22 protein-coding genes are annotated in these 26,755 nt (G+C 57.5%); 7 read left to right on the top strand and 15 right to left on the bottom strand.

The genetic code is table 11. From position 1 onward, the window contains the following. Positions 1 to 5: 5 nt before the first annotated feature. From GQS_RS03860 to GQS_RS03835, 6 genes are all read right to left on the bottom strand, one after another. Complete coding sequence (locus GQS_RS03860) at positions 6 to 356, bottom strand: DUF1667 domain-containing protein (protein WP_014012362.1); 351 nt, start codon at positions 354 to 356, stop codon at positions 6 to 8. Continuing rightward, the gene (locus GQS_RS03855; protein ID WP_014012361.1) at positions 353 to 1,609 is read right to left on the bottom strand and encodes an FAD-dependent oxidoreductase; all 1,257 of its coding nucleotides are present in this window, start codon (positions 1,607 to 1,609) and stop codon (positions 353 to 355) included. Before GQS_RS03855 ends, GQS_RS03860 begins: the two co-directional genes overlap by 4 nt. Next, positions 1,609 to 3,096 (bottom strand): NAD(P)/FAD-dependent oxidoreductase, encoded by a 1,488-nt coding sequence (locus GQS_RS03850; protein ID WP_014012360.1) that lies wholly within the window; start codon positions 3,094 to 3,096, stop codon positions 1,609 to 1,611. Before GQS_RS03850 ends, GQS_RS03855 begins: the two co-directional genes overlap by 1 nt. Before the next feature lie 218 nt (positions 3,097 to 3,314). Then, on the bottom strand, positions 3,315 to 4,796 hold the full coding sequence (gene glpK / locus GQS_RS03845) for a glycerol kinase GlpK (protein WP_014012359.1): 1,482 nt from the start codon (positions 4,794 to 4,796) through the stop codon (positions 3,315 to 3,317). Positions 4,797 to 4,850: 54 nt separating this feature from the next. Further along, entirely contained in the window at positions 4,851 to 5,594 is a 744-nt protein-coding gene (locus GQS_RS03840) for a glycerophosphodiester phosphodiesterase family protein (RefSeq protein ID WP_014012358.1), read from the bottom strand. A 25-nt stretch (positions 5,595 to 5,619) separates the two neighbouring features. Then, positions 5,620 to 6,321 carry a glycerophosphodiester phosphodiesterase family protein gene (locus GQS_RS03835; RefSeq protein ID WP_014012357.1) on the bottom strand — a complete coding sequence of 234 codons (702 nt, stop codon included), beginning with the start codon at positions 6,319 to 6,321 and terminating at the stop codon, positions 5,620 to 5,622. A gap of 108 nt (positions 6,322 to 6,429) precedes the next feature. Here GQS_RS03835 and GQS_RS03830 point away from each other — a divergent pair, with 108 nt between their 5' ends. The 4 genes from GQS_RS03830 (at position 6,430) to GQS_RS03815 (ending at position 10,740) form a co-directional block, all read left to right on the top strand. Then, a complete protein-coding gene (locus GQS_RS03830; RefSeq protein ID WP_014012356.1) occupies positions 6,430 to 7,752 on the top strand; it encodes an SLC45 family MFS transporter in 1,323 nt (440 codons plus the stop codon). A 71-nt stretch (positions 7,753 to 7,823) separates the two neighbouring features. Continuing rightward, positions 7,824 to 9,077 (top strand): MFS transporter, encoded by a 1,254-nt coding sequence (locus GQS_RS03825; RefSeq protein WP_014012355.1) that lies wholly within the window; start codon positions 7,824 to 7,826, stop codon positions 9,075 to 9,077. Beyond that, positions 9,074 to 9,940, top strand: a complete 867-nt coding sequence (locus tag GQS_RS03820) for an alpha/beta hydrolase (RefSeq protein WP_014012354.1) — start codon at positions 9,074 to 9,076, stop codon at positions 9,938 to 9,940. The genes GQS_RS03825 and GQS_RS03820 overlap by 4 nt, the downstream gene beginning before the upstream one ends. A 38-nt stretch (positions 9,941 to 9,978) precedes the next feature. Further along, a complete protein-coding gene (locus tag GQS_RS03815) occupies positions 9,979 to 10,740 on the top strand; it encodes a DUF2334 domain-containing protein (protein WP_014012353.1) in 762 nt (253 codons plus the stop codon). Here the strand turns inward: GQS_RS03815 and GQS_RS03810 are convergent. From GQS_RS03810 to GQS_RS03790, 5 genes are all read right to left on the bottom strand, one after another. Then, on the bottom strand, positions 10,694 to 11,923 hold the full coding sequence (locus GQS_RS03810) for an ABC transporter permease (protein WP_014012352.1): 1,230 nt from the start codon (positions 11,921 to 11,923) through the stop codon (positions 10,694 to 10,696). The two genes, GQS_RS03815 and GQS_RS03810, sit on opposite strands and share 47 nt — an antisense overlap. Next, the gene (locus tag GQS_RS03805; RefSeq protein ID WP_014012351.1) at positions 11,920 to 12,810 is read right to left on the bottom strand and encodes an ABC transporter ATP-binding protein; all 891 of its coding nucleotides are present in this window, start codon (positions 12,808 to 12,810) and stop codon (positions 11,920 to 11,922) included. The genes GQS_RS03810 and GQS_RS03805 overlap by 4 nt, the downstream gene beginning before the upstream one ends. A gap of 240 nt (positions 12,811 to 13,050) precedes the next feature. After that, positions 13,051 to 13,674, bottom strand: a complete 624-nt coding sequence (tmk, locus tag GQS_RS03800) for a dTMP kinase (protein ID WP_014012350.1) — start codon at positions 13,672 to 13,674, stop codon at positions 13,051 to 13,053. Between the two features lie 101 nt (positions 13,675 to 13,775). Further along, complete coding sequence (locus GQS_RS03795; RefSeq protein WP_014012349.1) at positions 13,776 to 14,483, bottom strand: phospho-sugar mutase; 708 nt, start codon at positions 14,481 to 14,483, stop codon at positions 13,776 to 13,778. Between the two features lie 10 nt (positions 14,484 to 14,493). After that, positions 14,494 to 15,579, bottom strand: coding sequence for a sugar phosphate nucleotidyltransferase (locus GQS_RS03790; RefSeq protein ID WP_014012348.1), 1,086 nt, complete (start codon positions 15,577 to 15,579; stop codon positions 14,494 to 14,496). Positions 15,580 to 15,804: 225 nt separating this feature from the next. Between GQS_RS03790 and GQS_RS03785 the strand changes: the two genes are divergently transcribed. The 3 genes from GQS_RS03785 (at position 15,805) to GQS_RS03775 (ending at position 21,729) form a co-directional block, all read left to right on the top strand. Continuing rightward, positions 15,805 to 17,682 carry a phosphoenolpyruvate carboxykinase (GTP) gene (locus GQS_RS03785; RefSeq protein WP_014012347.1) on the top strand — a complete coding sequence of 626 codons (1,878 nt, stop codon included), beginning with the start codon at positions 15,805 to 15,807 and terminating at the stop codon, positions 17,680 to 17,682. 112 nt (positions 17,683 to 17,794) lie between these two features. Then, positions 17,795 to 20,296, top strand: a complete 2,502-nt coding sequence (malP, locus tag GQS_RS03780) for a maltodextrin phosphorylase (RefSeq protein ID WP_014012346.1) — start codon at positions 17,795 to 17,797, stop codon at positions 20,294 to 20,296. A 140-nt stretch (positions 20,297 to 20,436) separates the two neighbouring features. Further along, positions 20,437 to 21,729, top strand: coding sequence for a sodium-dependent transporter (locus GQS_RS03775; RefSeq protein ID WP_014012345.1), 1,293 nt, complete (start codon positions 20,437 to 20,439; stop codon positions 21,727 to 21,729). A 62-nt stretch (positions 21,730 to 21,791) separates the two neighbouring features. On the opposite strand, the gene GQS_RS03770 is transcribed toward GQS_RS03775, so the two are convergent. From GQS_RS03770 to GQS_RS03755, 4 genes are all read right to left on the bottom strand, one after another. Continuing rightward, positions 21,792 to 23,513, bottom strand: coding sequence for a glutamate--tRNA ligase (locus GQS_RS03770; RefSeq protein WP_014012344.1), 1,722 nt, complete (start codon positions 23,511 to 23,513; stop codon positions 21,792 to 21,794). A gap of 77 nt (positions 23,514 to 23,590) precedes the next feature. Then, the gene (dnaG, locus tag GQS_RS03765) at positions 23,591 to 25,000 is read right to left on the bottom strand and encodes a DNA primase DnaG (RefSeq protein WP_014012343.1); all 1,410 of its coding nucleotides are present in this window, start codon (positions 24,998 to 25,000) and stop codon (positions 23,591 to 23,593) included. After that, a complete protein-coding gene (locus GQS_RS03760) occupies positions 24,997 to 25,398 on the bottom strand; it encodes a toprim domain-containing protein (protein ID WP_014012342.1) in 402 nt (133 codons plus the stop codon). Before GQS_RS03760 ends, dnaG begins: the two co-directional genes overlap by 4 nt. A gap of 79 nt (positions 25,399 to 25,477) precedes the next feature. After that, the gene (locus GQS_RS03755; protein ID WP_014012341.1) at positions 25,478 to 26,752 is read right to left on the bottom strand and encodes a TIGR04013 family B12-binding domain/radical SAM domain-containing protein; all 1,275 of its coding nucleotides are present in this window, start codon (positions 26,750 to 26,752) and stop codon (positions 25,478 to 25,480) included. Positions 26,753 to 26,755: the final 3 nt, after the last annotated feature.

Genomic DNA, 26,755 nt, shown 5'->3' with positions numbered 1-26,755 from the left:
GGGGGCTAAGCCCCCCTCGTGGCCACTATTTTTATTCCGTTCCACTCGGCAACGACTTCCCCTATCTCCACTGGCGCCTTGAGCTTCAGCCCCGCCAGGAATTTCATCAGCTCTGGAATCAGCTCCTTCGGCACCGGCTCCGCAGTTTTAACGCTCACCGTTGGCAGCGCGCCGCCTTCCACATGAACGACGCTCATGACGACCCTCCTGGGGCTGGTGGCCTCCTGACTCGCCCACTCCTTACCGCGCGGACACTTGCATCCCTTGACGTCCTTCACCTTTCCGTGTTCCACCTCGACCTCGATTGAACAGCCGAGGGGGCAGACGATGCAGGTGAAGCGGTACGTCTTCGTCATTCCCTCACCACCTCGACGGTGAGCTTCTCTGCATCCCTGATCTCCTCCGCCTTCAGCTTCACCCTGAGCATCTCTGCCGGCGTTGCCAGGGAGAGCTTTACGCGCTTCCCGACCTCGGGAATCCTGAGTTCGACGTCTTCCATTGGCCTGGCAACGCGCAGGTAGAGGTAAACGTCGCGCTCCCCGCTGAGGCGGTGTGGGGCGAGGAGGCGGACGTTTTCTCCTTTCTCAACCCGGATCCACTTCCTGCTCTCTATTCCGCCGTTCTCGATGAACTCCTTCGCCCCCTCGGCCGCCAGCTCTCCCTGCTCCGCAACGTAATCGACGAGGTCGTTGATGAGGAGCGCGTTTCCAGCGGCAAAAACCCCGGGAACGCTCGTCTCGAGCCTGTCGTTCACAACCGGCCCGCCGGTGGACGGGTCAATCTCAACCCCTATGGCCGTCAGCTTCTTGACGCTGGGCACGAGCCCGGCGGAGATAATCAGTGCATCCGCCTCGATCCAGAACTCGCTTCCGGGGATTTCGTTGAGGTTCTCGTCCACTTTTACTACCTTCACCCTCTCGACCCTTCCCTTTCCGCGGACCTCCACGACTTTGTGGCTCAGGTAGAGTGGAATATCGAAGTCCCTCAGAATCATAACGTTTCTGGCCAATCCACCGGGGTAGGGCATCAGCTCAATGACGGCCTTCACCTTCGCTCCTTCAAGGGCGAAGCGGCGCGCCATTATCAGGCCAACGTCCCCGGAGCCGACGATGACGATTTCCTTCCCGGGCAGAACCCCGTAGATGTCCATGAGCGTCTGGGCCTCCCCCGCGGTGTAGACTCCGGCAACCCTATCGCCGACGATTCCTATCTCGAAGGCGTGCCTCTCGCGAGCGCCGGCGGCGTATATGACTGCCTTGGCCCACGCCTGGTAAGCCCCGCTTGGGGATGTGAAGATCACGACCTTCTCCAGGTCGGAGTAGTTTCTGATTTCCATAACCCTCGCGGCGGTTCTGTATTCCACCCCGAGCTCGACCAGCCTCTTCGCGAGCCTCGCCGCGAACTCCGGGCCGGTCAGTTCCTCCCTGAAGTAGTGCAGTCCGAAGCCGGGGTGTATGCACTGGGGGAGTATCCCTCCCAGGTAGTCGTTCTCATCCAGGAGGAGAACGTTCAGCCCCAGTTCCTTGGCCCTTGCCGCGGCCGCCATGCCTGCCGGTCCGCCGCCGATGACCACAACATCGTAGTTCAGCATCGGAATCCCCGGGAACATCAGGCATCCCCCCTGAGAAGGGCCTTGACGTCGCCCACTCCAATCTCGCTTCCCCTACCTTTCAGGGTAACCTTCCACGGCTCAACTCCGTACTCCCTCGCGAGGAGCATGACTATCTTCGGCCTGCAGAAGCTCCCCTGGCATGTCCCGGTGGTTGCCTTCGTCCTGAACTTCACGGAATCCACGCTCGGCGTTTTAACGCCTATGAACTTCATCCTCTCAATGGCTTCAAGCACGTCCCCCTCGCTCACGTTGTTGCACCTGCAGACCACCTTTCCGTAAGAGGGGTTCCTCTTTACGGCCTCGTTCACCCCCTCGGGACTCATCATGAAGAGGTGGCTTATCTCCTTCCTGTAGGGGTTCCACTTCTCTTTCTCGACCAGCTTTACCCCGAGGTCGCGTTCGATTATCCCGGCAACCTCGTGGGCTATGGCAGGGGCGCTTGTGAGTCCCGGAGAGCGTATTCCGGCGACGTTGATGAAGCCCCCGACCTCTTCCTCGGCTTTGATTATGAAGTCCCCTCCCGTCGGTTCTGGCCTCAATCCGGCGAAGGTTCTGATGACCTTGCTCCTCGGCGGAAGCTGGGGCCAGAGCTTCTTTGCCCCTTCCCAGACTTCCTCGAGCCCTTCCCTTGTGGTGGAAAGGTCCTCTTTCTCCTCGGGCGGCAGATCCTGGGCGTTCGGCCCTATCATCAGATGGCCGGATACCTCGGTTGTTACCACGATTCCCTTGCTTATCGGGGTCGGGGTCGGGAAGAGAACCCTCCTCGGTCCGGGGAGTCCCTCGTCGAAGAGCCAGTATTCTCCCTTCCTCGGGTGTATCTCGAAGTAGTCTATGCCAGCCATTCTCGCTATCCTGTCGGCGTAGAGGCCCGCGGCGTTGATGACGATGTCAGCCTCTATGAACCCGTTGTTGGTCTCCACTCCCTTAACCTCGCCGTTCTCGACCTTTATGCCGGTGACCTCTGTCTCGAGGTGAGTTTTTACGCCGTTCGCCACTGCGTTCTCGGTTATCGCTATGACGGCTGGAATCGGCCCAATCTGCCCCACTATCGGAACCCACAGGGCGCCTATCGCTTCGGGGGTCAGGTTCGGCTCAAGGTGGAAGAGTTCTTCCCTATCAACGAGCCTCATCTCGGGGACGCCGTTCTTCCTTCCGCGCTCTAAAAGTTTCTCAAGCTCGTCGAAGTCATCATCCTTCGTCGCGACGATTAAAGCACCGTTCCAGATGTGGGGAATCTCTAGCTCCTTGACCCACTGGTGCCAGAGCCTGTTTCCCCTTATGCACAGCTTCGCCCTCATTGGGTACCTCTCCGGGTCATCATCGTAACCGCCGTGGATCAAAGCCGTGTTCGCCTTGCTGACGCCCCAGCCAACGTCCGGTGCCTTCTCTATCAGGTGAACCTCGAGGTTCTCGTACCTGCTCAGGACGCGCGCTATGCTGGCTCCACTAATCCCCGCGCCTATTATGGCCACTTTCGTTTTCATACCCTTCACCTCGATTTAACTTGAGAAAGGACTTTCACCGTTTTAAAGCTTTCCTTAACCTTAAGTTTGGCTGAAAAGGGCGGACAGAACAGTTCTGGGCATGAGAAGGAAGGACATGGGTGGACACTCGCCGAATGAACAGATATGGCGTTCGCCCTGCCGGCAACTTCAGGTTTTGCATTTACATCAAAAAAGAAGGGGCCGGGGCCGTGCGTTCGTCAGGCCCCAACAACCTTCGCCCAGCCCATCGCCCTTTTCACGGCCTCCTTCCAGCCGCGGTAGAGCCGCCCCCTCGTTTCTTCGTCCATCGTCGGTTCAAAGACCCTCTCCGCCTTCCACAGGCTCCTTATCTCCTCGAGGCTCTCCCAGTAATCGACGGCGAGGCCTGCCAGATATGCCGCCCCCAAGGCTGTGGTCTCCTTCACGACGGGCCTGACGACGCGCCTGTTGAGTATGTCCGCCTGGAACTCCATCAGGAAGTCGTTCGCAGTCGCTCCCCCATCGACGCGGAGCTCCTTTATTCCGACGAGCCTCTCCATCTCCTCGACCACGTCGCGCGTCAGATATGCTATGGCCTCTAAAGTCGCCCTCGCGAGGTGCTCCCTGCCGGTTCCGCGCGTTATGCCGATTATCAGCCCCCTCGCGAACTGGTCCCAGTAGGGGGCACCGAGTCCTACGAAGGCCGGGACGAAGTAGACCCCCTCGTTGCTCTCAAGTTTTCTCGCGAGTTCTTCGGTCTCGGGCGCGCTCTTTATTATCCTGATTCCGTCGCGGAGCCACTGAACTGCCGCACCGGTTATGAAGACGCTCCCCTCGAGGGCGTATGTGATCTTCCCGTTGAGTCCCCACGCTATCGTCGTGAGCAGGTTGTTGGAGTAGCGGACGGTCTTGCCCGTGTTGGCCAGGATGAAGCTCCCCGTTCCATAGGTGGCCTTGACCATTCCTGCCTCGAATCCCGCCTGGCCGAACAGTACCGCCTGCTGGTCGCCCGCGTTGCCGCTGACGGGTATCTCCGCACCGAGGAGTTCCCTCTTGGTGTAGCCGTAGACCTCGCTCGATTCCCTGACCTCGGGCAGAACCTCCTCTGGGATGTTGAAGATTTCGAGAAGCTCATCGTCCCATTCGAGCCTCCTGATGTTGAAAAGCATCGTCCTTGAGGCGTTGGAGTAGTCTGTGACGTGCTCTCCGGTGAGGCGGTAGATTAGGAATGTATCAACCGTTCCGAAGAGAACATCCCCTTTCTCGGCCTTTTCCCTCAAACCTGGGACGTTGTCGAGGAGCCACTTCAGCTTGCTGGCCGAGAAATATGCGTCCGGCACGAGGCCCGTTTTCTCCTTGATTACATCACCGTATTCCCTCTTTATCTTCTCCACCATCTCGGCCGTTCTCCGGCACTGCCAGACTATCGCGTTGTGGAGCGGCTTACCGCTCCTGTCCCAGACTATCGTCGTTTCGCGCTGGTTAGTAACGCCTATCGCCGCTATCTGGCTTGGTTCGATCTTTGCCCTCTCCAGGGCGGTCTTGATGGCCCTGAACTGGGCGTCCCATATCTCTTCCGGGTTGTGCTCGACCCAGCCGGGCTTGGGGTAGTGCTGGGGAAACTCGTACTGGCCGACGCTTAGAACGTTGCTCTCTCTGTCGAAGATTATTGCTCTGGCTGAGGTAGTTCCCTCGTCGAGGGAGAGGATGAACCTTTCCATTGATGCCCACCGAAGAGGAAGAAAGAGCAAGGAGGTATATTAGGGATTCGGTCTTCACCTTAACCCTAACCTTGACAGGTACTCAATCATCCTTTCCACGTCGTTGACTATGACCCCATCGAAGAGTCCGCCGAGGCGGACGAGGTTATCGTTGGCGTAGTAGGTCTCATCTTTGAGGGACCACAGAACGACCTTAAGGCCCGCCCCCCTGGCCATCTGGAGGGCACCCACTGTTTTTTCCACACCGATGAGTTCAAGCGCCTCCACAGGCGGATTTATTGACCACAAAGATAGCTCGCCGATGAGGGCAGGGAGCCGTGCGAGCGTCTCCTCCCTGTCCACGAGGAGCCCCATCCTTGTCTCCCTGTCGTGTTTCCTGTACTCATGGAGGGCATCGATTAGGAACGAAGACACCATAACCCTCGACGGGTTGTTTGCCCCGATTATTGCGGCCGTCTTTTTCACCGCTTCTACATCTTTTATCTCCACGTTGATTAGAACATCCTCCGGGAGGGCTTCGAAGGTTTCTTCGAGCGTTGGAATCCTCTCTCCGTTCCCAAAGTCCAGGGACTTCAGCTCGTCCAGCGTCATATCCTTGACTCTACCGCTCCCGTTGCTCGTCCTGTCAACCGTGTCGTCGTGGATCACCACGACCTCCCCGTCCTTTGTCAGCCACACGTCCAGCTCAATTCCATCGGCACCCGCTTCAACCGCCTTTTTGAAAGCAAGAAGCGTGTTCTCGGGGTACCTGGCGGAGTAGCCCCTGTGGCCGAGCAGGAAGACCTTTCTTTCCGCCACGAAAATCACCTCCCTGATACTCGCCTCAGGCCGTAAAAACTTTTCTAAGTCTCACCGGGTCGTCCGAGATGACGGCGTCCACGAGCGGGAGAAGCCTGGGTACCCAGAGGAGTTCGTTCATCCCGTGGTTCCAGAGGTAAATTCTAAGTCCACGCTTTCTGAAGGTCTGGAGAAGGCTCCTGAACGCCCCGTACCCAACGTACGAAATTGCATCTATCGGCACGTGGAGGGAGTAGATTCCCTTCAACCGCGGAACCCACAGGATGGAGGAATAGCCCACTATTGAAAAACCCACCCTGCAGTTGGGACATGCCTTCAGAACGGTCTCCACTATCTCCGGTCTCTCCGAAGAAAAGACGGTTCTCTTGAGGGTCCCGTACCGTTCCGCCTCCCTTAGCAGGGGTTCAACTGCATTGACCTCTTTAACGTCGGCGTTGAATACCGCACTGTTAAGCCGTGTGAAGACGTCCCTCACCAGCGGTATTATCCTCCCCCTCGGGTGCAGCCTTCTCAGCTCGACGAAGGTTAGATTTTTGAGGGGGTAGAAAGCTCCGTCTGAGTAAAAGCCCGCGTCGTGGTGGGTTACGAGCTTTCCATCGCGGGTCAGTCTCACATCGAACTCCACTCCATCCGCGTATCTGAGCGCCCTCTCGAAGGATGGTAGCGTGTTCTCGAGCCTTCCCCTGACCCCTCTGTGTCCAAGGATGAGAGGTCTCTCACTGTCCATAGTTGTCACCTCTCCAACCGCTCAAAAATGAGCTCACAAGCCTTAAAAGTTTCATCCGTGTATTTTCCCTGTTAATTAAAACCCTATAATCGAATGGGGGTGCAAGGATTGGAGTTTAAGTACAGCAGGATATTCATACTCGGTTTTGGATTTTTTGGAATAAGCATCATCTGGGCCCTCTACAACGCGTACATCCCGATTTTTCTCCAGGATACGTTCCACCTCAGCAAGACAGCCACGGGCTTCATCATGACCATCGACAACCTCTTCGCGGTTCTCCTGCTCCCGTTCCTGGGCGCGCTCAGCGACATGACGAGAACGCGGATCGGGCGGCGTAAGCCGTACATCCTGCTGGGCGCACCGTCGGCGGCTCTGATGTTCGCGCTCATCCCGGTGGCGAGGACCCACGAAAGCCTGGCCCTCTTCATGGGAACGATTATCCTGATGAACTTCTTTATGGCGCTGTTCCGCTCCCCGGTCGTTGCGTTCATGCCGGATATAACGCCGAGCGAAAAGAGGAGCCAGGCCAACGGAATAATCAACTTCATGGGGGGTCTCGGCGCCCTGCTGGCGTACTTCGGGGGCAAGGCGCTCTACGATATGAACTACGCTTATCCATTCTACTTCGGTGCCGCGATAATGCTCCTCGCCAACATACTCGTCGTTTTTGTTGTTCCAGAGCCTGAAGAGTACCGCGTTCCCGGGAAGAAGATACGCGTAAGTAAACTGCTCTCAGAGACGTCCCACAAGAGCTTCGGTGAGCTGAAGGACAACCTCAAGGACGTGTTCACGAGTCACGAGAGGAGCCTCCTGGCGGTCCTCCTCGCGATATTCCTCTGGTTCATAGCCTTCAACTCGCTGGAGACCTTTTTCACCAGCTACGCCAAGTACTACCTTGGGATAGAGGAGAGCACCGGGGCCTTCATGCTCGGAGTCTTCAGCCTCAGCTTCATGCTCTTCGCAATCCCCGCCGGGTTCATCGGCGGCCGCTTCGGAAGGCGGAGGACGATAACCCTGGGTCTCATAATAGTCATTGGAATAATGCTTGCCGCGTATCTCGTCGGCGAGGGCTCGAAACCCGAATCCAGCTCCCTGAGCGACCCCGTCGTCATGACGTTCATGGGCCTGTTCTTCGTGGGCGGCATGGGATGGGCCATGGTAAACGTCAATTCCCTGCCGATGGTCGTGGACATGACGACCGAGGAGAAGCTCGGAGGGTACACGGGTCTCTACTACTTCTTCAGCCAGGCGGCAAACCTCGTTGCCCCTCCCTTCGCGGGTGCGTTCCTCGACGTTATCGGCTACAGGACCCTCCTGCCCTTCGCGACGCTCTTCTTCATACTCGCGGCCGTGGCGATGCAGTTCGTCCGGAGGGGCGACATCGTTCGGAGGAAGGGCGACGCCCTCGACTACGTTCCGGACATGGATTGAGTTTAATTTTCCCCTCCTATTTATTTGAAATTCAAATCGCCGTGGATTGCTAAGAATAAGGGGGTGGTACCATGGAACGGAAGTTCAACTGGGGTGTTGTTCTCGGTCTGGCACTCCTGGGGTTCAGCAGGAGCATGGGATGGGCCCTCAACAAGGGGTTCTCCTTCCCCCTGCTCTCCGATTACACGAGTTCCGCCTTTGTGAAGGGAAGCATTCTGGCACTCGAGGGATTCATAGGCCTGATAATCCCGCCGCTCCTCGGCTATTACAGCGATACCCTCAAGTCAAGGCACGGAAGGAGGAGGCCCTTCATATTCATCGGCGGCATCCTCGCGGCGCTGGCGACGCTCATGATATGGACGGCCTACAGGATGGGGGCTCCCCTGTGGGCCTTTGCCCTCACGCTGGGCTTCCTGTACTTCTCACTCCACCTCTACACCGCCCAGTTCAGGGCCCTGATGCCGGACACGGTTGAGAGCGGCCAGCGAGGAAAGGCGAGCGGAGTCATAACGCTCCTCGAGTGGGCCGGCAACCTCTTCCTCTTCGGCCTTGGGGGCTTCATGGTTGTGAAGTACGGGAAGGACTACATCGGTCCGTTCGGGCTCACTGCGCTTTTCCTCTTCATCGCGGCGGCTTTTGTCTATCACAGGGTCAGGGAGCCGGAGGTCCCGGAGATAAAGGAAAACGAGAGCCTTTCGGGATACGTGAAGAGCATATTTGCCACGAAGGACTTCCTGAAGTTCTACACCGCCCAGATTCTCTGGTGGATGAGCTTCGAGTTCATAGCCATATTCCTGTACGGCATCATAGCGTTCATACTCAAGGGCAGTGCGACACCCGAGAACATCGATGCGGTAACCTCGATGGGCCTCTACCTGATGGCGCTCTTCAACGTTGCCGTGCTCGTTGGCTCCCTCCCTGGCGGCTACATCTACGACAGGGTTGGCAGGAGGCTCAGCATAATCATGGGGGGCTTCATCTTCGCCCTGCCGCTCCTTTGGGGGTGGTTCATCCACACTGAGGCCCAGATTTACATGGCTCTGTTCATGGCCGGAATCGGATGGGGGGCGCTCATAGCGGCATCCTACCCCGTGGTCGGCGACCTCCTCACCAGGTTCGAGAAGGAGGCCTTTACGGGGCGCTACTATGGTGTCTACGAGGCCACCAAGTCGATCCCCGTACTGCTCGCCGGCACGGTGGGTGGGGCCATCGTTGACCTCGCCGGCGGTAACTACCGCATTCTCTTCCCGATAGGGGCCATCCTTGTGTTCCTCGCGATGCCCCTTATATGGAGCATGAAGGAGCTCGAGGTGAGGAGGGGATGATTGTCTGGCTCGTTCTCTTCCTCCTTTTGCTCTTCCTGGCCTTTTCGGCCTTCGTGGGTTACAAAATGGTGAAGCCGCCGCGCCTGGTGGGAGGCTGGACTCCGAAAGACCTCGGCTACGATTACGAGGATGTCACCATTGAAACGGAGGACGGGATCAAGCTGAGCGGCTGGTGGATTCCGAACGGGAGCGACAGAACCGTTGTTCCGCTCCACGGCTACACGGCGAGCAGGTGGAACGACCTCTACATAAAGCCCACGATCGAGTTCCTTCTCAGGGAGGGCTACAACGTCCTCGCCTTTGACTTCAGGGCCCACGGAAAAAGCGAAGGAAAGTACACTACGGTCGGCGATAGGGAGATAGCCGACGTGAGGGCGGCCGTAAGGTGGCTGAGGGAGAAGCACCCCGAGAGCAGCAGTAGAATCGGATTGATAGGCTTCTCGATGGGTGCCATGCTGACCATACGCTCGCTCGCCGAGATTCCGGAGGTCTGCTGCGGCGTCGCCGATTCCCCGCCGATGGACCTCGACAAGACGGGTGCCAGGGGGCTGAGGTACTTCGCCAAACTGCCCGAGTGGCTGCACATCTTCGTTAAGCCCTTCACGAGGCTCTTCAGCGGTGGGAAGGAGGTTCACCCCGTAGAGTACGCCGATGACGTCAGAAAGCCGATCCTCTTGATAGCCGGTGAAAAAGACCCCCTGGTCACGGTTGAGGAAATCAGGGAGTTCTACGAGAGGAACAGGAAGATCAACCCTGGCGTTGAGCTCTGGGTTACCGACGCCCCCCACGTGAGAACGCTCAAGTTCCACCCCGAGGAATGGAAGGCCAGGGTTGGGGAGTTTCTGAGAAAGGTCATGGGTTAGGCTTTTAGCCCCTGGTTTCTATTTTTTCCCGTGGGAGCATGAAAGCGGAAATCTCGGCCATTGTCATCATCGTCCTCGTCTTCGCGGCGTCGTCATCCACATCCGCGCCCGCCTACATCCCCCGGTTCGGGGACTTCGCCATTCTCATACACGACGTCAGCCCCGGATACTTCGAGCAGCTGAGGGAGATAACCGCCCTGATAGATGCCTATTCTCTCCAGAACGTGACTTACCTCTTCGTGATTCCGAACCACGGCGGGGAGATGCCGCTTGAGGATTACCCCGCCTTCGTGGCTTTCCTTCGAGAGCTGGAGGCGGAGGGCTACCACGTGGAGCTTCACGGCTACACCCACACAGGGGACGAGTTTGACTGCGGCGCGAACTTGGCCGCGGAGAAGCTCGAGCTCGGCCTCGAGGCACTCGCCCTGCTCAACGCATCGCCTGCTTACTTCATAGCCCCCAGGTATTCCCTCTCGGAGGATGCACTGGCGGTTCTCCTGTCCCGCAACATAACCGTCATCGGGGAGGATTTCGTGTACTTTCCCAACGGAACCGTTGAACCCGTCTGCAACCGGGAGTACACGTGGTACCTTCCCAGCCCCTTCCTAGACTACCAGCTGGCGAGCGCCAGGGCCTCGTACGCCCACACCAGGGGAACTTTCCTCCTGTCCATCCACCCCAAGGCGGTGAACAACGATGCCGGGATGGAGTTCCTCAGAGAGTTTTTGGGGTTCGTAAGGGGAAAGATAAGGGTTAGGTCAGCCTCTTCACCGCCCAGTTGTAGAGTATCACCGCGATGAAGAGCATGCCGAGCGTTGCGAGGGCGACCCAGACAACGTCGGGCAGGACTTCGCTTGTTGGCCTGTGGTAGAGCTCCAGCAGGCGGAGGCTCTTCAGTGCAGTTCCGAGCGGGAAGTAGTTCGCTATGGGCCTCGCCCACTCGGGAAGTATGCTCGCCGGGACGACGATGCCGGCTAGGAAAAGCAGGGGCATCGAGATGAGGTTGACTATCGCGTTCGTTGCTTTTATGCTCCTCGTGCCCATGGCTATCGCCAGTCCGAGGCTCATTGAGAAGACCGCCGCGAGAAATATTATGAGCCAGCCGAGGGCACTTGGAAAGATGGTCTCTCCGAAGACCAGTTTTGCATAAACTATTCCAATGACTATGCTCACGGTTATGACGATGAAGGTCGAGAGCATCTTTCCGGCCAGGAAGTCCCACGCCGTCGCCGGCGAGGCCGCTATGCGCCTCAGCGTTCCGTGCTCTATCTCCTCAAGGGTCCCGGAGCCTATCATGAGCATCGTGGCGAAGAGGAACTGAATCCCGATGAAGCTCGTGACGTAGAACTGAATAGCGGAGGGCGCTTCTCCCTTCACTTCCCTCTCCTCCAGCTCGAGTGGATTCGTGAGTCCGAGCATGTACCTTTCGAGGTCAGCCACCGTGAAGTTCCCCATTGCATTCGCTGGAACGTACTTCTCCATGTAGCCCAGGGTTATGTTCAAGCGCCTTTCGGTCATCTCCTTCTCAAACTCGGAGAAGAAGCCCTTGATGACGCCGCTCACTATCTGGTAGTTCTGAGGGTCGCTCCTGTCGAAGTAGGCGTAAACCTCTGCCTGCAGACCGCTCGAAACGTTCTCTCCGAAGCCCTTTGGAAATACCAGGAGAACATCGATTCTTCCGGCTCTAACGGCATCCACCCCAGCGCTCTCGTTGGGGTACCCCCTGACCTTGAAAACGTGGACACCCTCCATCGTCACGTTTTCCATCACGTTAACAATGTCCGCCGCGGTGAAGGGGGCACTCTCGTTGAAGTATACGACGCCGACGTCAACGGTTATCGGCGGGTTGTGGCCGCCCCATATTCCCCCCAGCAGGGTGATCCACATGAGCGGAAAGACGAATATCCAGAAGAGCGCCATTCTCTCCCTTCTCGTCTCCCTCAAGTCCTTGCCGATTATGGCCTTGATGGCTCTAGCCTTCATTCCAATCCCCTCCCGGTGAGCTTCAGGAAAACGTCCTCGAGTGTCGGCTCTTCAACCCTTATCGTCCTTATCTCACTCCCAGCTTCAACGAGCAGTTCGACGACCCTCGGCAGGGCAGTTTTTGCTTCCTCCACGCCAATCCTGAGCGTCCCCTCGCGCTCTATCGTCCTCGGGAACTCCTTTCTCACGAGTTCTGTGTCCTTCAGAATGCCTTCGACGTGTATCACGCTTCCCTCCCCCGCCAGCGACTTCAGCTCGTCCGGGGTCCCGACGGCTATCACCCTTCCCTCGTTCATTATCGCCACCCTGTCCGCTAATGCCTCCGCCTCCTCCATGTAGTGGGTCGCCAGGAGTACCGTCCGCCCCTCCTTGCGGAGTCTCATGATCAGGCTCCAGAGCTCCCTCCTCGACGGCACATCGAGTCCGGCGGAAGGTTCGTCGAGGATGAGGAGTCTCGGCTCGTAGAGAAGCGCTATTGCCAGATTGAGGCGCCTCTTAAAGCCGCCGCTCAGCTCTCTGGCTTTCTTCTTCGCGGGCAGGGAGAACTCCAAAATGAGCTTCTTCACCCGTTCTTTCGGTGCGTCGTAGAGGTCGGCGTAAAAGCGCAGGTTCTCCTCCACGGTTAAGAGGTCGTAGGCCACACTCGCCTGGGGCGCGTAGCCGATCAGTCTGGCGGTCCTCTTTGAGAGGGGCTCACCAAAGACCGCTATCTCACCGGAGTCGTAGCCCAGCCCCTCGGCCAGAATCCTTATGAGCGTCGTCTTTCCGGCCCCGTTCGGCCCCAGGAGCGCGAAAACCTCGCCCTCCTCGACCGTGAGGTCTATTCCCTTCAATGCCAAAAAATCCCCGTAACTCTTCTTCAGTCCCCTAATCTCAAGGGCTCTCATCGGCTCACCCAGTCTCTATTTGGGCGTCATGTGATATAAACCCTCAAGAAATTCTGAGATTCAGAACGGCCTCGGCTAACCCTCTTCTCCTCACCGCTCAGCGTGGCTAACGCTCGTCATCGGCCGGGAGAATCTTGGGGGAACCTTTTAAAAAGCAACCGCCGAGAAGGGAAGGGGGATGAAGAGCGTTTACCGGTCTGATTTGCTACCGAATGATGAGACTGGCACTGGCAGACCCCATCACTTCTTGAAGAGCTCGTGCTCCACGAGCGCGACTATGTCGTTGTGGATGTCCTCAACGCTCGCCAGGGCGTTGACTATCCTCATCTCGGGGAAGCGCTCCGCCAGTTTGAGGTAGTTCTCGCGCACCTTCTTCTGGAGCTCGACTATCTTGTCGAACTCGGTCTTTATGCTCCGCCCGTTTATGCGCTTCATGCTCTCCTTAACGGGCAGATCAAGGAGTATCACGAGGTCGGGCCTCACGGCGAATCTGTTGAGGTCAATGAGCCACTCAAGGTCGAGCCCTCTCGCCCATTGGTAGGCGAGGGACGAGTAGAAGTAGCGGTCGGATATGACGATTTTACCTGCTTCTACTGAGGGTTTTATTAGCTTGCTGACGTGTTCTGCCCTGTCGGCGGCAAACAGGAGCGCTTCCGCTTCGTGGCTTATCCTCGCCCCGTCTATGATGCCCTCCTTTCCGCCGGTGAGCACGAGCTTCCTGATGAGCTTCCCGAAAGCAGTGTCGGTCGGCTCCTTTGTTAGAACGACCTCGTGGCCCTTTTCCTCAAACCACTCTGCCAGAAGTTTTGCCTGAGTTGATTTACCTGCGCCATCGATGCCCTCAATGACTATGAATGCTCCCACAGAGGTCACCTCCAAAATGGACGGAGAATTATAACGGCGCGGGCCTTTTTAACGCTTTTCCGTGAAAATTTTTGAAAAGGATTTAAAAAGAGTCCAAAAATTCAAAGGTTCTTTTTCATGTGGTCGAGCAGCTTCCAGATGCTGCCGAACTCCAGCTCCTCCCCGTCCTTGTAGAACTCGACGACCCCCTCTGGCCTGAAGCGCAGTCCGAAGTCGTAGTCACCCTTCCCGAGCTTGTGGAGGAAGACCTCCTTGGGCTTCGGGGGAAGGTAGCTGGTCATCATATCGTTGATCAGCTCAATCTCGAAGCCGAAGTGGTCGCTCATGCGCGGGAAGAAGAGCACCGCTGGGGTGTTCATGGCATCGACGAGGGCCTTTCCATCGATGTGGAAGTTGTAGTGCTTGAAGACCTCGTGGAGGAAGTCGTCGAGGGCGTTGGGATAATAGACCGTCGCCCCGATGTCGTTGGGGTGGGCCTCTATGAAGCTCCTGCTCTCCAGTATGGCCCCTATCTCGTCGCCATCGATGCCGCTGACGTAAACGCGGACGCCGCCGTAGTAGTACACGTAGGCCAGGGGCAGGCCCTTCCTCATGGCGAAGTCCTTGAGGGCTATGAGGGGAATGAGTCTGACGTCCATGATGGTTGAGCCTGTACTGACGATTCCGACCACCATGGCGCGCTTCCCGTACCTTGAGATGGCCCTTCCGTCCCTTCCGACTATTATCGTGCCGTGGGATATCGTTCCTATTGCCCTTCCGAGAAGGGCGAGCTCCTCAGGGTTGAACCTGGGGGAATAGTACACCTCCACTTTCATCACCTCAATCCGGCAGTATTATACTCTCCTTTCCAATCCGGGACTCCACCCAGATCTTGACGTTGGAGCCGATCTTGCTGAAGTCTTCGATGAGCGTGTTGTCGCCGATTACGCTTCCGGGCTGTATCACAACGCCCTTTCCAATGCGGACGTTTTCGCCTATTATGGCCTCCCGAATTTCGGCACCATCCTCTATGACGGCACCTGAAAATATCACCGAACGCTCTATTTTAACGTTTCTGCCGATTTCAACGTCGTCTCCAAGCACCGCGAACCCCCTTATCCCTGGCCGCCTCAGCACGCACCGCCTTCCCGTGACGAGCGCCCCGCCGTACTCGAGGTTACCCTTGAGGCCCTCCGTCCGCAGCCCTGGCAGCAGGAGCCGCCCGTGGAACACGTCCTCCGTCGCCTGGAGGTAGCTGGATGGCCTGCCCACGTCGTTCCAGTATTCATTGAACGGGAACCCGTACAGGGCGAGGTCGTTCTCCAGCATCCGGGGGAACAGGTCCTTGGAAAAATCGAAGTTCTTGCCCTTGGGGACGAGGTCAAACGCCTCCGGCTCGAAGACGTAGATCCCCGCGTTCACGAGGTTGCTGAAGGCCTCCTCTGGCTTCGGCTTCTCTTTGAAGCGGAGTATCCTGCCGTCGTCGTTGATCACGGCTATGCCGTACTGGGTGGGGTCCTCAACCCTTGACAGGGCTATCGTGGCGAGGGCTTTTTTCCTGCGGTGGTACTCGTAGAGCGCCTTCAGGTCAAGGTTCGTCAGCACGTCGCTGGAGACGACGAAAAACGTTTCGTCCATGTTCTTTACAACCTTCTTGGTGGCACCTGCAGTTCCGAGCGTTACATTGTCCTTGTTGGAGTAGTGTATCTGGATCCCCCACTGGCTGCCGTCCCCGAAGTAGTCGGTTATGCGCTCTTTGAGGTATCCGACCAGGACGTATATTTCATCCACGCCTGCCTTCACCAGGTTTTGAACGGCGTACTCCATAAGCGGCCGATTGAAGAAAGGTATCATCGGTTTTGGCCGGTACACAGTCAGCGGGAGCAACCTCGTGCCTCTGCCTCCGGCCAGAATCACGGCTTTCATTACAAGCACCGATAGTCTATATCACCGCGAGTTAATATACTTTGCGCCTGATGCCTGGAGATGAACACCGGTCGATGGATATGGGCATCGGGTACCTGTCGTTGTGACAGGTTGTCCTCCTTTTTCTGAACAATAATCAAAACACGTCCTGGAATTGCCCTATCTGCTGGTCACAACGACGAAGAATTTTTAAGCCTGAATCCAACTCCCAACGGAGGCGATATTATGAACGCCCTTGAGAAGCTTGAAAAGCTCCTTGATAGAGAGCAGTTTGAAAAAATCAAGGCCCTGGACAACCCCGAACTCCACGAGTTTCTGGCGGAGTGGATTGAGTGGCTCGAACCCGATAAGGTCTTCGTCTGCACGGACAGCCCCGAGGACGAGGCCTACGTCAAATGGAAGGCCCTCTACTACGGCGAGGAAAAGATGCTCGAGACCCCGAATCACACGGTTCACTACGATAACTACTACGACCAGGCCCGCGACAAGGCCAACACGAAGCTCCTCGTTCCCGGTGGAAAGGAGATTCCCTTCCTCAACACCAAGGACAGGGACGAGGGTTTGGTGGAGATACGCGAGCTCATGAAGGGCGTTATGAAGGGCAAGGAGCTCTTCGTCTGCTTCTTCGTCCTCGGACCCAGGAACTCGGTCTTCACGATTCCCGCCGTCCAGCTCACGGATTCGGCCTACGTCGCCCACTCTGAGTTCATCCTCTACAGGAAGGGCTACGAGGAGTTCAAGCGCCTGGGTAGAAACGCCCGCTTTTTCCGCTTCGTCCACAGCGAGGGTGAGCTCGACGAGAGAAAGACCAGCAAGAACCTCGACAAGAGGCGCATCTACATAGACCTCGTTGGGGAGACGGTTTACTCCGTCAACACCCAGTACGGAGGAAACACCATCGGTCTCAAGAAGCTCGCCTTCAGGCTCACCATCCAGCGCGCCGTCAGGGAGGGCTGGCTCAGCGAGCACATGTTCCTGATGCGCGTGAACGGCCCGAACGGAAGGAAGACCTACTTCACCGGCGCCTACCCGAGCATGTGCGGAAAGACCTCCACCGCCATGATAAGCTGGGAGAACATCGTGGGGGATGACCTCAGCTTCATAGTGCCCGTCAACGGCGTTGCCAGGGGAGCCAACGTCGAGAAGGGTGTCTTCGGCATCATCCAGGGCGTCAACCCGAAGGACGACCCGATAATCTGGGAGATACTGCATTCGCCGGTCGAGATAATCTTCTCCAACGTCCTCGTCAAGGACGGAAAGCCCTACTGGAACGAGATGGGCGTCGAGATTCCGGAGGAGGGCGAGAACCACAGCGGAAAGTGGTGGCGCGGGAAGAAGGACAGGGAAGGAAACGAGATACCCCCGAGCCACAAGAACGCCCGCTTCACCGTTTCGCTCGAGCACTTCCCAAACGTTGACATGGAGGCCCTGGAGAACCCGTGCGGCGTTGAAGTCGGCGGAATGATTTTCGGCGGCAGGGACAAGGACACCTGGCCGCCGGTGAGGGAGGCCTTTGACTGGAAGCACGGCGTTATCACGATGGGCGCCTCGCTTGAGAGCGAGACCACCGCTGCCACCCTCGGAAAAGAGGGCGTCAGGGCCTTCAACCCGATGGCCATACTCGACTTCATGAGCGTCCCGCTCGGCGAGTACATCGAGAACTACCTGAAATTTGGGGAAAAGCTGAGGAAAGCACCAAAGATATTCGCGGTGAACTACTTCCTCCGCGATGAGAACGGGAACTGGCTCAACCACAAGCTCGACAAGGGCGTCTGGCTCAAGTGGATGGAGCTGAGGGTTCACGGCGACGTCGATGCCATTGAGACGCCGATAGGCTACATTCCGAAGTACGAGGACTTGGCGAGGCTCTTTAAGGAGGTCCTGGACAAGGATTACACCAGGGAGGACTACGAGAAGCAGTTCACCATCCGCGTTCCGGAGCTTCTCGCCAAGATAGAGCGCATCGAGAGCATCTACCGCGAGCAGGTGAAGGAAGTCCCGGATGAGCTCTTCCAGGTTCTCGAGGAGGAACGGAAGCGCCTTCTTGAGGCCAGGGCGAAGTACGGGGACTACATCAGCCCCTTCGCCCTTGAGGGGGAGTGAGCTTTTCTCCCGTTTTTCCCCTTTTGTGAGCCTTCGTCAAACGTCGAGCGGCAAGGCTTTTTAAGGACATCGCTGACTAAGTATCACCCAGGATGATATATGGGTGGTTGCCATGGCAGAGCTCGATACTTGCACGTGTGATGCAATCAGGGAAAAGCTTCCCCATCCGCTTAAGGGCCTGGCCGACCTGGCCTACAACTACTGGTGGAGCTGGAACAGACGTGCCACCAAGCTCTGGGAACGGATAGACCCGGAACTCTGGCGCGAACACAAGAACCCCGTTAAGCTCCTGCTGGACACACCTGAAGAGCGCTTCAAGGAGCTCCTCCGCGACGATGATTTCATGAACCTCTACGAGCTGGTGATGGACCAGTTCGAGGCTTATATGAACCCAGAGAGCACCTGGTTCTCGACCAACTATCCCAAGTGGAACAAGCCGATAGTCTACCTGTGCATGGAGTACGGCATAAGCAGGAGCCTGCCCATCTATTCCGGCGGCCTGGGAATCCTAGCCGGCGACCACGTGAAGACCGCGAGCGATCTCGGGCTTCCGTTCATAGCGGTCGGCCTTCTCTACAAGCACGGCTACTTCAGGCAGGAGATAGAGAGGGACGGCAGGCAGAGGGAGATATTCCCCGAGTATCGGCCGGAGGAGATGCCGATTACCCCGATTCTTGGCAGCGATGGAAAACCGCTCCTGGTCGAGGTTCCGATTGGAGACGGCATCGTCCACGCCAGGGCCTTCGAGGTGAAGGTTGGCAGGGTCAGGATATACCTCCTCGACACGGACGTGCCGGAGAACAGCGCCGATGACAGGACGATATGCGACTACCTGTACAACGCCGAGATGGACAAGCGCATAAAGCAGGAGATACTCCTTGGAATCGGCGGCATGAGGCTCCTGAAGAGGCTCGGAATAGAGCCCGGAGTGGTTCACCTCAACGAGGGGCACCCTGCCTTCGCGAACCTCCAGAGGATGGCCTGGTACATGGAGGAGGGCCTCACCTTCACCGAGGCGCTCAGCATAGTCCGGGGCACGACGGTTTTCACCACCCACACCCCGGTGCCGGCCGGCCACGACAGGTTCCCGATAGATGAGGTCAGGAAGAGGCTGGCAAAGTTCCTCGAGGGCAGGGAGGAGCTTCTGGAACTCGGCAGGGAGGGTGACCAGCTGAACATGACCCTCCTGGCTATAAGAACTTCGAGCTACGTCAACGGCGTGAGCCAGCTCCACGCGGAGGTCAGCAAGCGCATGTGGAAGGACCTCTGGCCCGACGTTCCCATAGACGAGATACCCATCGAGGGCATCACGAACGGAATCCACACCATGACGTGGGTTCACAACGAGATGAGGAAGCTCTTCGACCGCTACATTGGAAGGGTCTGGCGCGAACACACGAACCTTGAGGGTATCTGGTACGCCGTTGAGATGATTCCCGACGAGGAACTCTGGGAGGCGCATCTCGAAGCCAAGAGGCAGTTCCTTGCCCTTCTCAGAAGGAAGGTCATGCAGAGGAACCAGCGCCTCGGTACGGACGACCCCCTCCCGAACATCGACGAGAACGCTCTCATCATCGGCTTCGCCAGGCGCTTCGCAACCTACAAGCGCGCAACCCTTCTGTTCACTGACCTCGAGCGGTTGAAGAGGATCCTCAACGACCCCGAGCGCCCGGTATATCTGGTCTTCGGCGGAAAGGCCCACCCGATGGACGAGGCGGGGAAGGAGTTCCTTAAGCGCGTTTACGAGGTCAGCCAGATGCCTGAGTTCAGGGGCAAGATATTCGTGATGGAGAACTACGATATGGGCAGCGCCAGGCTCATGGTTGCGGGAGTTGACGTCTGGCTCAACAACCCGCGCAGACCTCTGGAGGCGAGCGGAACGAGCGGAATGAAGGCAGGATTGAACGGCGTCCTCAACGCGAGCATCTACGACGGCTGGTGGGTCGAGGGCTACAACGGAAAGAACGGATGGGTGATCGGTGAGGAGAGCACGGAGCCGGAGACCGAGGCGGACGATGTGAAGGATGCGCAGGCTCTCTACGAGCTCCTTGAGAGGGAGATAATCCCGACCTACTACGACAACCGCGAGCGCTGGATTTACATGATGAAGGAGAGCATCAAGGGCATCGCCCCGCGCTTCAGCACCCACCGCATGGTCAAGGAGTACATGGACAGGTTCTACTCGAGGGCCATGAGCAACCACATATGGCTCACCCGCGACGGATACCGCGGTGCGAAGGACATTGCTGCATGGAAGGACCGCGTTACCGCCTCGTGGGACGAAGTGCGGCTCTGCGACCCGAAGGTTCGCGAGGACGGAACCGGTCTGGAGGTGGAGGTCGTCCTGGACGGACTGAGGCCCGAAGACGTCCGCGTGGAGCTCTACTACGGGGTCAAGGCGGAGGGATACAACGTCGAGAGGGCCCACATAATAGAGCTCAGGCATCCAAAGAAGCTCGAAGGCGGCAGGTGGCTCTACACCTACGAGGGCAACGCTCTCAGACATCTGGGCGACCCCTGCTGGCACTACGCACTCCGCGTTTACCCGCACCACGAGAAGCTGCCCCACAGGTTCCTCCTCGGTCTGGTGAAGTGGAAGAGCCTCGACGCTTGAACTTTCCTTTTTGTTTCATCTCTGCGCGGTACTGTGCCTTAGAATACAAGTTGAAACTTTTAGACTTTCGTGGTGGGGGGACATATTTTTAACCGGAAGCGTTCATTGTAAAAGCCGACCAACCCGCAGGGGGTGAAATCATGGATGAGGTGAAGAAGTGGACCCTGTACCTTATATTCCTGGTTGCCGGATTCGCCACTGGCATCGGCAGCATAGGCCTGTTCCCACAGTTCTGGCTCCAGTACGGCATCACCGGGATGGCGGTTTACGTTGTCTTCCTGGCGGTGCTGACTTACATAGCCATACTTGAGGCAGAGACTGTCATGAAGTCGGGTTACTACTTCGTCGAGCTTTACAACAAGGTTTCCAAGCGGCCGGCGATGGTGCTGTCCATCTTCGTCGTCGTGGCAATGTTTCTCTCGTACTACACTGCCAACACAATGCTGTCGGTGCTCTCGCCCGTTCTCGGCACGGGAACCGTTGCCAGGCTGATAGCGAAGATACTGATGTTCGCCATAGTTTTCCTGATACTCACCAGGGCCAAGGAGAAGACGTTCGCCATCATGGCCTTTGGTTCGATAATCTTCGTCGTCGCGGTGGCCGTTACCGCAGTTGCCTTCAAGGTTCAGATACCCGAGAACGCCGCGTTCCTGGGAATGGCCAAGCATATGATGGTTGCCAGGCACGGAATAAGCCTCGCCATGATAAAGGCTGCCGCGGAGAGGGCCATCTACGGTGTCGGCCTGGGAATGGCCTTCTACCTCATGCTCGGCAGCTTCATAAACGAGCGCTTTAACGCCAAGGTCATCATCGGAACGGGTATATTCATCCAGCTCCTCATAGGCGTTCTCTCAACCATAACCGTGGTTTACGCCATTGCCCCGACCACCCCGGACAGGCTCCTCCAGTACGTCTACGGCGGTGAAGAGGGCGCCATCCAGATGATGGGTGACCTTCCCACAATACTCGCGGACTACCCAACGCTGCTCGCACTGATCGGCCTTTCGGCGTTCTTCGCCGGTGTGACCAGCCTGCTCCCAACCGCGGAGGTTGGTCTCCAGATCATCGAGTCGATGGTGGGTATCGGAAGAAACAGGGCCGCGACTTACCTCATAGGAATCTCCCTCCTGATAGGCATCTTTGACTCCCCGCCCTCGATAGCCGACATGGTTCTCAAGGCGGTTGTCGTTGCCACGTTCTTCACGGCAATATACGAGCTCTATCCGGTGGTTTCGTCCGGAAAGAAGCTATCGATGCCCGCTATGGCGGTGGTTGCAGTAGGCGCCCTCGTGTTCGTGGTGGGAGGTCTCTACGCCTTCTTCGGAGTGTTCAGAACCGGCGGGCTCTACGTGGTCTCGGGAGTCCTGGCGGCCATCGTGGTGCTCTTCGGTCTCTTTGGCGACAGGCTGGTCGCCCAGAAAACGACCGCATGATTCCCCTTTTATCTTCTCTTTAATCCCATACTGAAAAGGATAAAAAAAGAGGTGGAAGCGCGTTACCTGTGGGCGAATATCGCCACGACCTTCTCGGGCGTTACCTCGTCTATTCTGACGAATCCAAAGCGTTCGAACTGAACAACGTCATCCACGCTGACCCCGGCATCACTCTCTAGGAGGCCCTTCCTCACAACGAGCTCGTCCCCCTTGGGGACAAGGACCTCACAGGGCTTGCCTTCGGTGACCCAGTGCACCATCCTCCAGCGGTTCTCCCTGGCGACTTCGTAGTCAACGCTGTGGAACCTCGCTTTTATGCCCTCCTCGGAGACCTCGACTATCTCGACGTTGAAGAGGTCCTTCAGACGGACGAAGCTGCCCGGCTTGAACAGCTCCATGTCGTCCTTCGAGACGTAGAGGGGCTTTCCGGGCACGAACTTGAGCCTCCTGACACCGCGCTCCGGGTGGTCCGGGTGGAGCGGAATCTCGGCGGTGAATTCCTCGTCATAGCCCTCGATGTACATCGGAATCGGGTCAGCGACGAAGAAGTAGCGGTTCGCTATCGGCTCGATTATCCTCCTGTTTATCGCCGCGAGGTTGTCCCAGCTTATCGTGGTGTCGCTCCTCTTGAGGCCGACCTCGATGATGAGTTCCCTTATTGCCTCCGGCCTTATGCCGCGCCTCCTGAGGGCCCTTATGGTGCCGAGCCTGGGGTCGTCCCAGCCGAGGTACTTGCCCTCCTCTATTCCCTTCCTGGTTTTGGACTTGCTGAGGATGACCCCCTCGATACTGAGCCTTCCGTGGTGAACCGTCTGCGGGTATTCCCAGCCGAAGTAGTCGTAGAGGTAGCGCTGTCTCGTCTCGTTCTCCGCGTGCTCCTGTCCGCGGAAGATGTGGGTGACGCCGAGCTCGTGGTCGTCTATGGCCGAGGCGAAGTTGTAGAGCGGCCAGACGCGGTACTTGTCGCCCACGCGCGGGTGGTCCGCGTCCTCGATTATCCTCAGCGCCGGCCAGTCGCGGACGGCAGGGTTGGGGTGTTTGAGGTCGGTCTTTATCCTGACGACGGCCTCACCCTCCTTATACTCGCCGTTCAGCATCTTCCTCCAGCGCTCGAGCTGAACCTCCGGCGGCTCCTCCCTGTGCGGGCAGGCGATGCCCTTGTCCCTAAGCTCGCGGAACTTCTCCGGCGGGCAGGTGCAGACGTAGGCCTTTCCGCCCTTTATGAGCTCCTCCGCGTACTTATAGTATATCTCCAGCCTGTCGCTGGCTATGTGAACCTCATCGACCTTGAAGCCGAGCCACTCGAGGTCTTCCTTAATCCACTCGTAGAACTTCGGCTCGGGCCTCTTCACCTTCGGGTCAGTGTCGTCGAAGCGGAGTATGAACCTGCCGCCGTAGAGCCTCGCGTACTCGTGGCTCAGAATAGCGGCCCTCGCGTTTCCGAGGTGGAAGGCTCCATCCGGGTTGGGGGCGAAGCGGGTAACCACTTTCCCCTTCTCGGCCTTCGGCAGGGGCGGGAGGCCTTTCTTCTCTTCCTTCTTCTCCTTCTTTGCCTCGAAGAACTCGGGATAAATCTCCCTGAGCTTGGTCTCCTGCTCCTCGATGCCCATGCCGTTGACTTTCTCCACGATTTCGTTCACTATGGGGATGACTTCCTTCGCCTTCGGTCTCAGCTCAGGGTTCTCGCCGAGAACCTTTCCTATAACAGCCTTCGGGTTTGCCTTTCCCTTGTGGGTGTAGGCATTGATGAGCGCGTACTTCAGTATGAGTTCCTCCACGTTCATTCTCCTCACCGGTGGGAGAATGGAGGGAGCGGTTATAAAGTTAGTCCTCAGAAATTGGGAGAAAAGGGGTGCGGAGCTCACTCCGCGAAGGTGACTATCTTGAGGTTTATCGGGCGCCTGACGACGTTGTACTTCCTCGCGCCGACGAGGTACTTGACGCCGCTCTCGCTCACCGTGTCGATGAGCCTCTGGGTGATGACGCCGTTGAAGACGACGGCGTAGACGTCCTTGCGCTCCTTGAGCCGCCCGGTCATCTCCCTGACGGGTATCTCCGCCAGGATGTTTTTATCCTTGTCGAGGAGGAGTGCCATCGACTCCTTGGAGGCCTTGACCTTCTCTATGAACTCGCCGAACTCATCGAGCTCGCTCGACTTCGGCTGCTGGATGGGTTTTATTATCCTCTCCTCCCTCTTGGGCTCGGGCCTCTCGGGCTTTTCAGGCTTCCTTTCCACCTGCCCCCTCTGCACCTGGCTGGGAGCGTGGGTAACGACCGGTTTCCGCTCCTCCTTCCGCTCTTCCCTTGCCTTTGCCTTCTCCTTTTCCTTGATGACCTCGTAGAAGTTCCTGCCCTTGTAGAATATCTCGGTTATGACCTGCTCGGCCGGGACCTTGCTCCTGAGGGACTTGACTATCTCCTTCTTGGTGAGTTCCTCAACTTCCTTGCCCTCGGGGGCACGGGCAACGTAGTCAACATCTGCTACCTGAAGGAGCTCCTTGAGGATGAGCTCGCCGCCGCGGTCGCCGTCGGTGAAGGCGGTAACGATGCGCTCCTTGCTGAGCTTGGTTATCGTCTCTGGAACCGAGGTGCCCTCCACGGCTATGGCGTTCTTTATGCCGTGCTTGAGCAGGTTGAGGACGTCGGCCCTTCCCTCGACGACGATAATTGAGTCAGAGAACGGAACGTGCGGCCCGGCAGGGAGCTTCTCTGGGCCGTACTCGATGAGCTCCTTGGCGCGGACGGCCTTCTTGACCTCCTCGGTCAGCTCCTGGGTCTCGGGGATCTCCTGTTCCATGAGCCCCTCGAGTATCTCCTTGGCCCTCTCTATGATGTACTTCCTCTTGGTGGCACGAACGTCCTCGATGCGGAGGACCTTTATGTGGGCCTCCGCCGGACCAACGCGGTCGATGGTCTCGAGGGCGGCCGCCAGAATCGCGGTCTCAACCCTGTCGAGGCTTGAAGGGACCGTTATCGTTCCGTAGGTTTTTCCGGCCTTGGTGTGAACTTCAACCCTTATCCTTCCAATCCTTCCGGTCTTCTGGAGTTCCCTGAGGTCAAGATCGTCACCGAGAAGACCCTCAGTCTGTCCAAAAATAGCACCAACAACGTCCGGCCTTTCAACAATTCCGCTTGCTTCAAACTCCGCGTATATTACATACTTGGTCGTTCCGAATTCGTCCTTGGCTGACATACCATCACCCTCTTTCCGTTTTTCAAACTTCTGCTTTTCAGCCAAAATGTGGTGAAGCACTGTCTTCTTCCTCTTCATCGAATCCCCTCCGGATGGGGGTCAGAAACGGAGACGACCTTAAGGTAAAGGCCGTATAGGTCCTCAATTCCTTTGATGTCCTTCTTTGCGATTCTCCTGAGCTCCCTGCGCGTCTCTGCATCGACCCTGCAGGGATAGCCCTCCAGGTACCGGAGGAGCTTCCTTGCGAGTTCCTCGCCCTTTCTGTCGAAGTCCGTAAGTATCATGACCTCTTTATATGATGAGGCGATGAGCGCAACTTCCGTTAAAGGCAGGCGGGAGAGCCTTATTATCTCCGCCCTGACCCCCAGATTCCTCAGAGCCACCTCGTCTCGCATGCCCTCCACTATGAGGGCACCCTCAAACTCTCGCAGTTTATCTATAAGCTCCAGGAATCTTTTATAGTTTTCGGCGTACATTTCGCCGTCGGTTGGATAACGAAAGAATGGGGTTATAAGCTTATTGGATGGCTCTTTGACACGTCCATGTGAATGGTAATCAGCAGACGTTCTTGACGGGCACTGTGTGGCTCATCGGCTCCTCGTAGAATTCTTCCAAGAGTCTCTGAAGCTTCCCCGACAGTTCAATCTGGTTGCCCCACGAGCCCTCTATCTTGCCCTTCGCGGCCATCCTGCCGAGGAACTTCTTCATCTCCTCGCTCAGCGGACTCGGCCTGCAGCGCGCCCAGGGCGTTCCTGGGAGCGGCATGAAGTAGTGGGCCCTGACCTTCCCGCCCTTCCCCATGATCCACTTCATCAGCTCGATGCTCTTGCGCTGGCTCTCCTCCGTTTCATTCGGAAGGCCAACTATGAAGTCAACGACCGGCTCGAAGCCGTACTCGAGCATGTATTCCACCGCCCGCTGGACGTGCTCGACCCTGTGAACCCTGTGCATTGCTCTGAGCATGGCATCGTCCCCGCTCTGGGCGCCTATGGCCAGCCTCCTGTTGTCTGCATAGTCGATGAGGAGCTCCAGCGTCTCCGGAAGGACGAACTCGGGCCTGACCTCACTCGGGAACGTGCCGTAGTAGAGCCTTCTGCCCTCTTTCCGAAGGGGCTGGAGGGCCTTGAGCAGGGCCTCGAGCTTGTTGAGCTTTAGTATTGCCCCCGGCGAGCCGTAGGCGAAGGCGTTGGGGGTTATGTAGCGCATGTCCCTCATTCTGCGGGAGTACTTTACGATTTGGTCTATCGGCCTGTGCCTCATCCTCAGTCCCTTGATATAGGGTGTCTGACAGTAGTAGCAGCCGAAGGGACAGCCGCGGGTTATTTCTATGGGGGAGATCAAACGAACGCTCTCGGGATATGGAGGGAAGCGCCAGAAATCCTCAACCTTGGCGAAGCCCGTAAAGAGGAACTCACCGTTGAGGTAGAAGGCCAGTCCCCTGATGTCGAGGAGCTCCTTTGTGATTCGGTACCCTGTCCTTTTCAGCACGGTGAGGAGCTGGTAGAGAACCTCCTCCCCTTCGCCTATAACCGCGATGTCAAAGCCGAGTTGATTGAGGGTGTGCTTCGGCATGGCTATCGCGTGGTAGCCGCCCGCGACGAGAAGGGTTCCCATATCTTTCAGGAGGTGGATCTCCTGGGGCAGGTTTCCCCATATCTCCTCGGTGAAGAAGGAGTAGAGAACAACCTTCGGTCTGGCCTTCAGTATCTCCCGGAAATCCTTTGTTATCAGGAGCTCGCTCAGGTCAAAGCCCTGGCTCTCCAGGGCCCCGAGCAGATGAACGAAGGCGTTGTGATTGCGCTTGGTCATTCGGACGGCTATCTCGGGCATGTT

The organism is Thermococcus sp. 4557, from assembly GCF_000221185.1.
GTDB lineage: Archaea > Methanobacteriota_B > Thermococci > Thermococcales > Thermococcaceae > Thermococcus.
Note: the sequence above shows the minus strand (reverse complement) of the source record. Positions and strands in the feature narration are given on the sequence as shown.

What these genes read in the sequence shown, in the direction of transcription:
- GQS_RS03805 (WP_014012351.1), bottom strand. Translation starts at nt 12,810, where the DNA reads ATGAGAGCCCTTGAGATTAGGGGACTGAAGAAGAGTTACGGGGATTTT.
- GQS_RS03860 (WP_014012362.1), bottom strand. Translation starts at nt 356, where the DNA reads ATGACGAAGACGTACCGCTTCACCTGCATCGTCTGCCCCCTCGGCTGT.
- GQS_RS03815 (WP_014012353.1), top strand. Translation starts at nt 9,979, where the DNA reads ATGAAAGCGGAAATCTCGGCCATTGTCATCATCGTCCTCGTCTTCGCG.
- GQS_RS03785 (WP_014012347.1), top strand. Translation starts at nt 15,805, where the DNA reads ATGAACGCCCTTGAGAAGCTTGAAAAGCTCCTTGATAGAGAGCAGTTT.
- glpK (WP_014012359.1), bottom strand. Translation starts at nt 4,796, where the DNA reads ATGGAAAGGTTCATCCTCTCCCTCGACGAGGGAACTACCTCAGCCAGA.
- GQS_RS03820 (WP_014012354.1), top strand. Translation starts at nt 9,074, where the DNA reads ATGATTGTCTGGCTCGTTCTCTTCCTCCTTTTGCTCTTCCTGGCCTTT.
- GQS_RS03850 (WP_014012360.1), bottom strand. Translation starts at nt 3,096, where the DNA reads ATGAAAACGAAAGTGGCCATAATAGGCGCGGGGATTAGTGGAGCCAGC.
- GQS_RS03755 (WP_014012341.1), bottom strand. Translation starts at nt 26,752, where the DNA reads ATGCCCGAGATAGCCGTCCGAATGACCAAGCGCAATCACAACGCCTTC.
- GQS_RS03835 (WP_014012357.1), bottom strand. Translation starts at nt 6,321, where the DNA reads ATGGACAGTGAGAGACCTCTCATCCTTGGACACAGAGGGGTCAGGGGA.
- GQS_RS03775 (WP_014012345.1), top strand. Translation starts at nt 20,437, where the DNA reads ATGGATGAGGTGAAGAAGTGGACCCTGTACCTTATATTCCTGGTTGCC.
- dnaG (WP_014012343.1), bottom strand. Translation starts at nt 25,000, where the DNA reads ATGAAGAGGAAGAAGACAGTGCTTCACCACATTTTGGCTGAAAAGCAG.
- GQS_RS03760 (WP_014012342.1), bottom strand. Translation starts at nt 25,398, where the DNA reads ATGTACGCCGAAAACTATAAAAGATTCCTGGAGCTTATAGATAAACTG.
- GQS_RS03770 (WP_014012344.1), bottom strand. Translation starts at nt 23,513, where the DNA reads ATGAACGTGGAGGAACTCATACTGAAGTACGCGCTCATCAATGCCTAC.
- GQS_RS03825 (WP_014012355.1), top strand. Translation starts at nt 7,824, where the DNA reads ATGGAACGGAAGTTCAACTGGGGTGTTGTTCTCGGTCTGGCACTCCTG.
- malP (WP_014012346.1), top strand. Translation starts at nt 17,795, where the DNA reads ATGGCAGAGCTCGATACTTGCACGTGTGATGCAATCAGGGAAAAGCTT.
- GQS_RS03855 (WP_014012361.1), bottom strand. Translation starts at nt 1,609, where the DNA reads ATGTTCCCGGGGATTCCGATGCTGAACTACGATGTTGTGGTCATCGGC.
- GQS_RS03810 (WP_014012352.1), bottom strand. Translation starts at nt 11,923, where the DNA reads ATGAAGGCTAGAGCCATCAAGGCCATAATCGGCAAGGACTTGAGGGAG.
- GQS_RS03790 (WP_014012348.1), bottom strand. Translation starts at nt 15,579, where the DNA reads ATGAAAGCCGTGATTCTGGCCGGAGGCAGAGGCACGAGGTTGCTCCCG.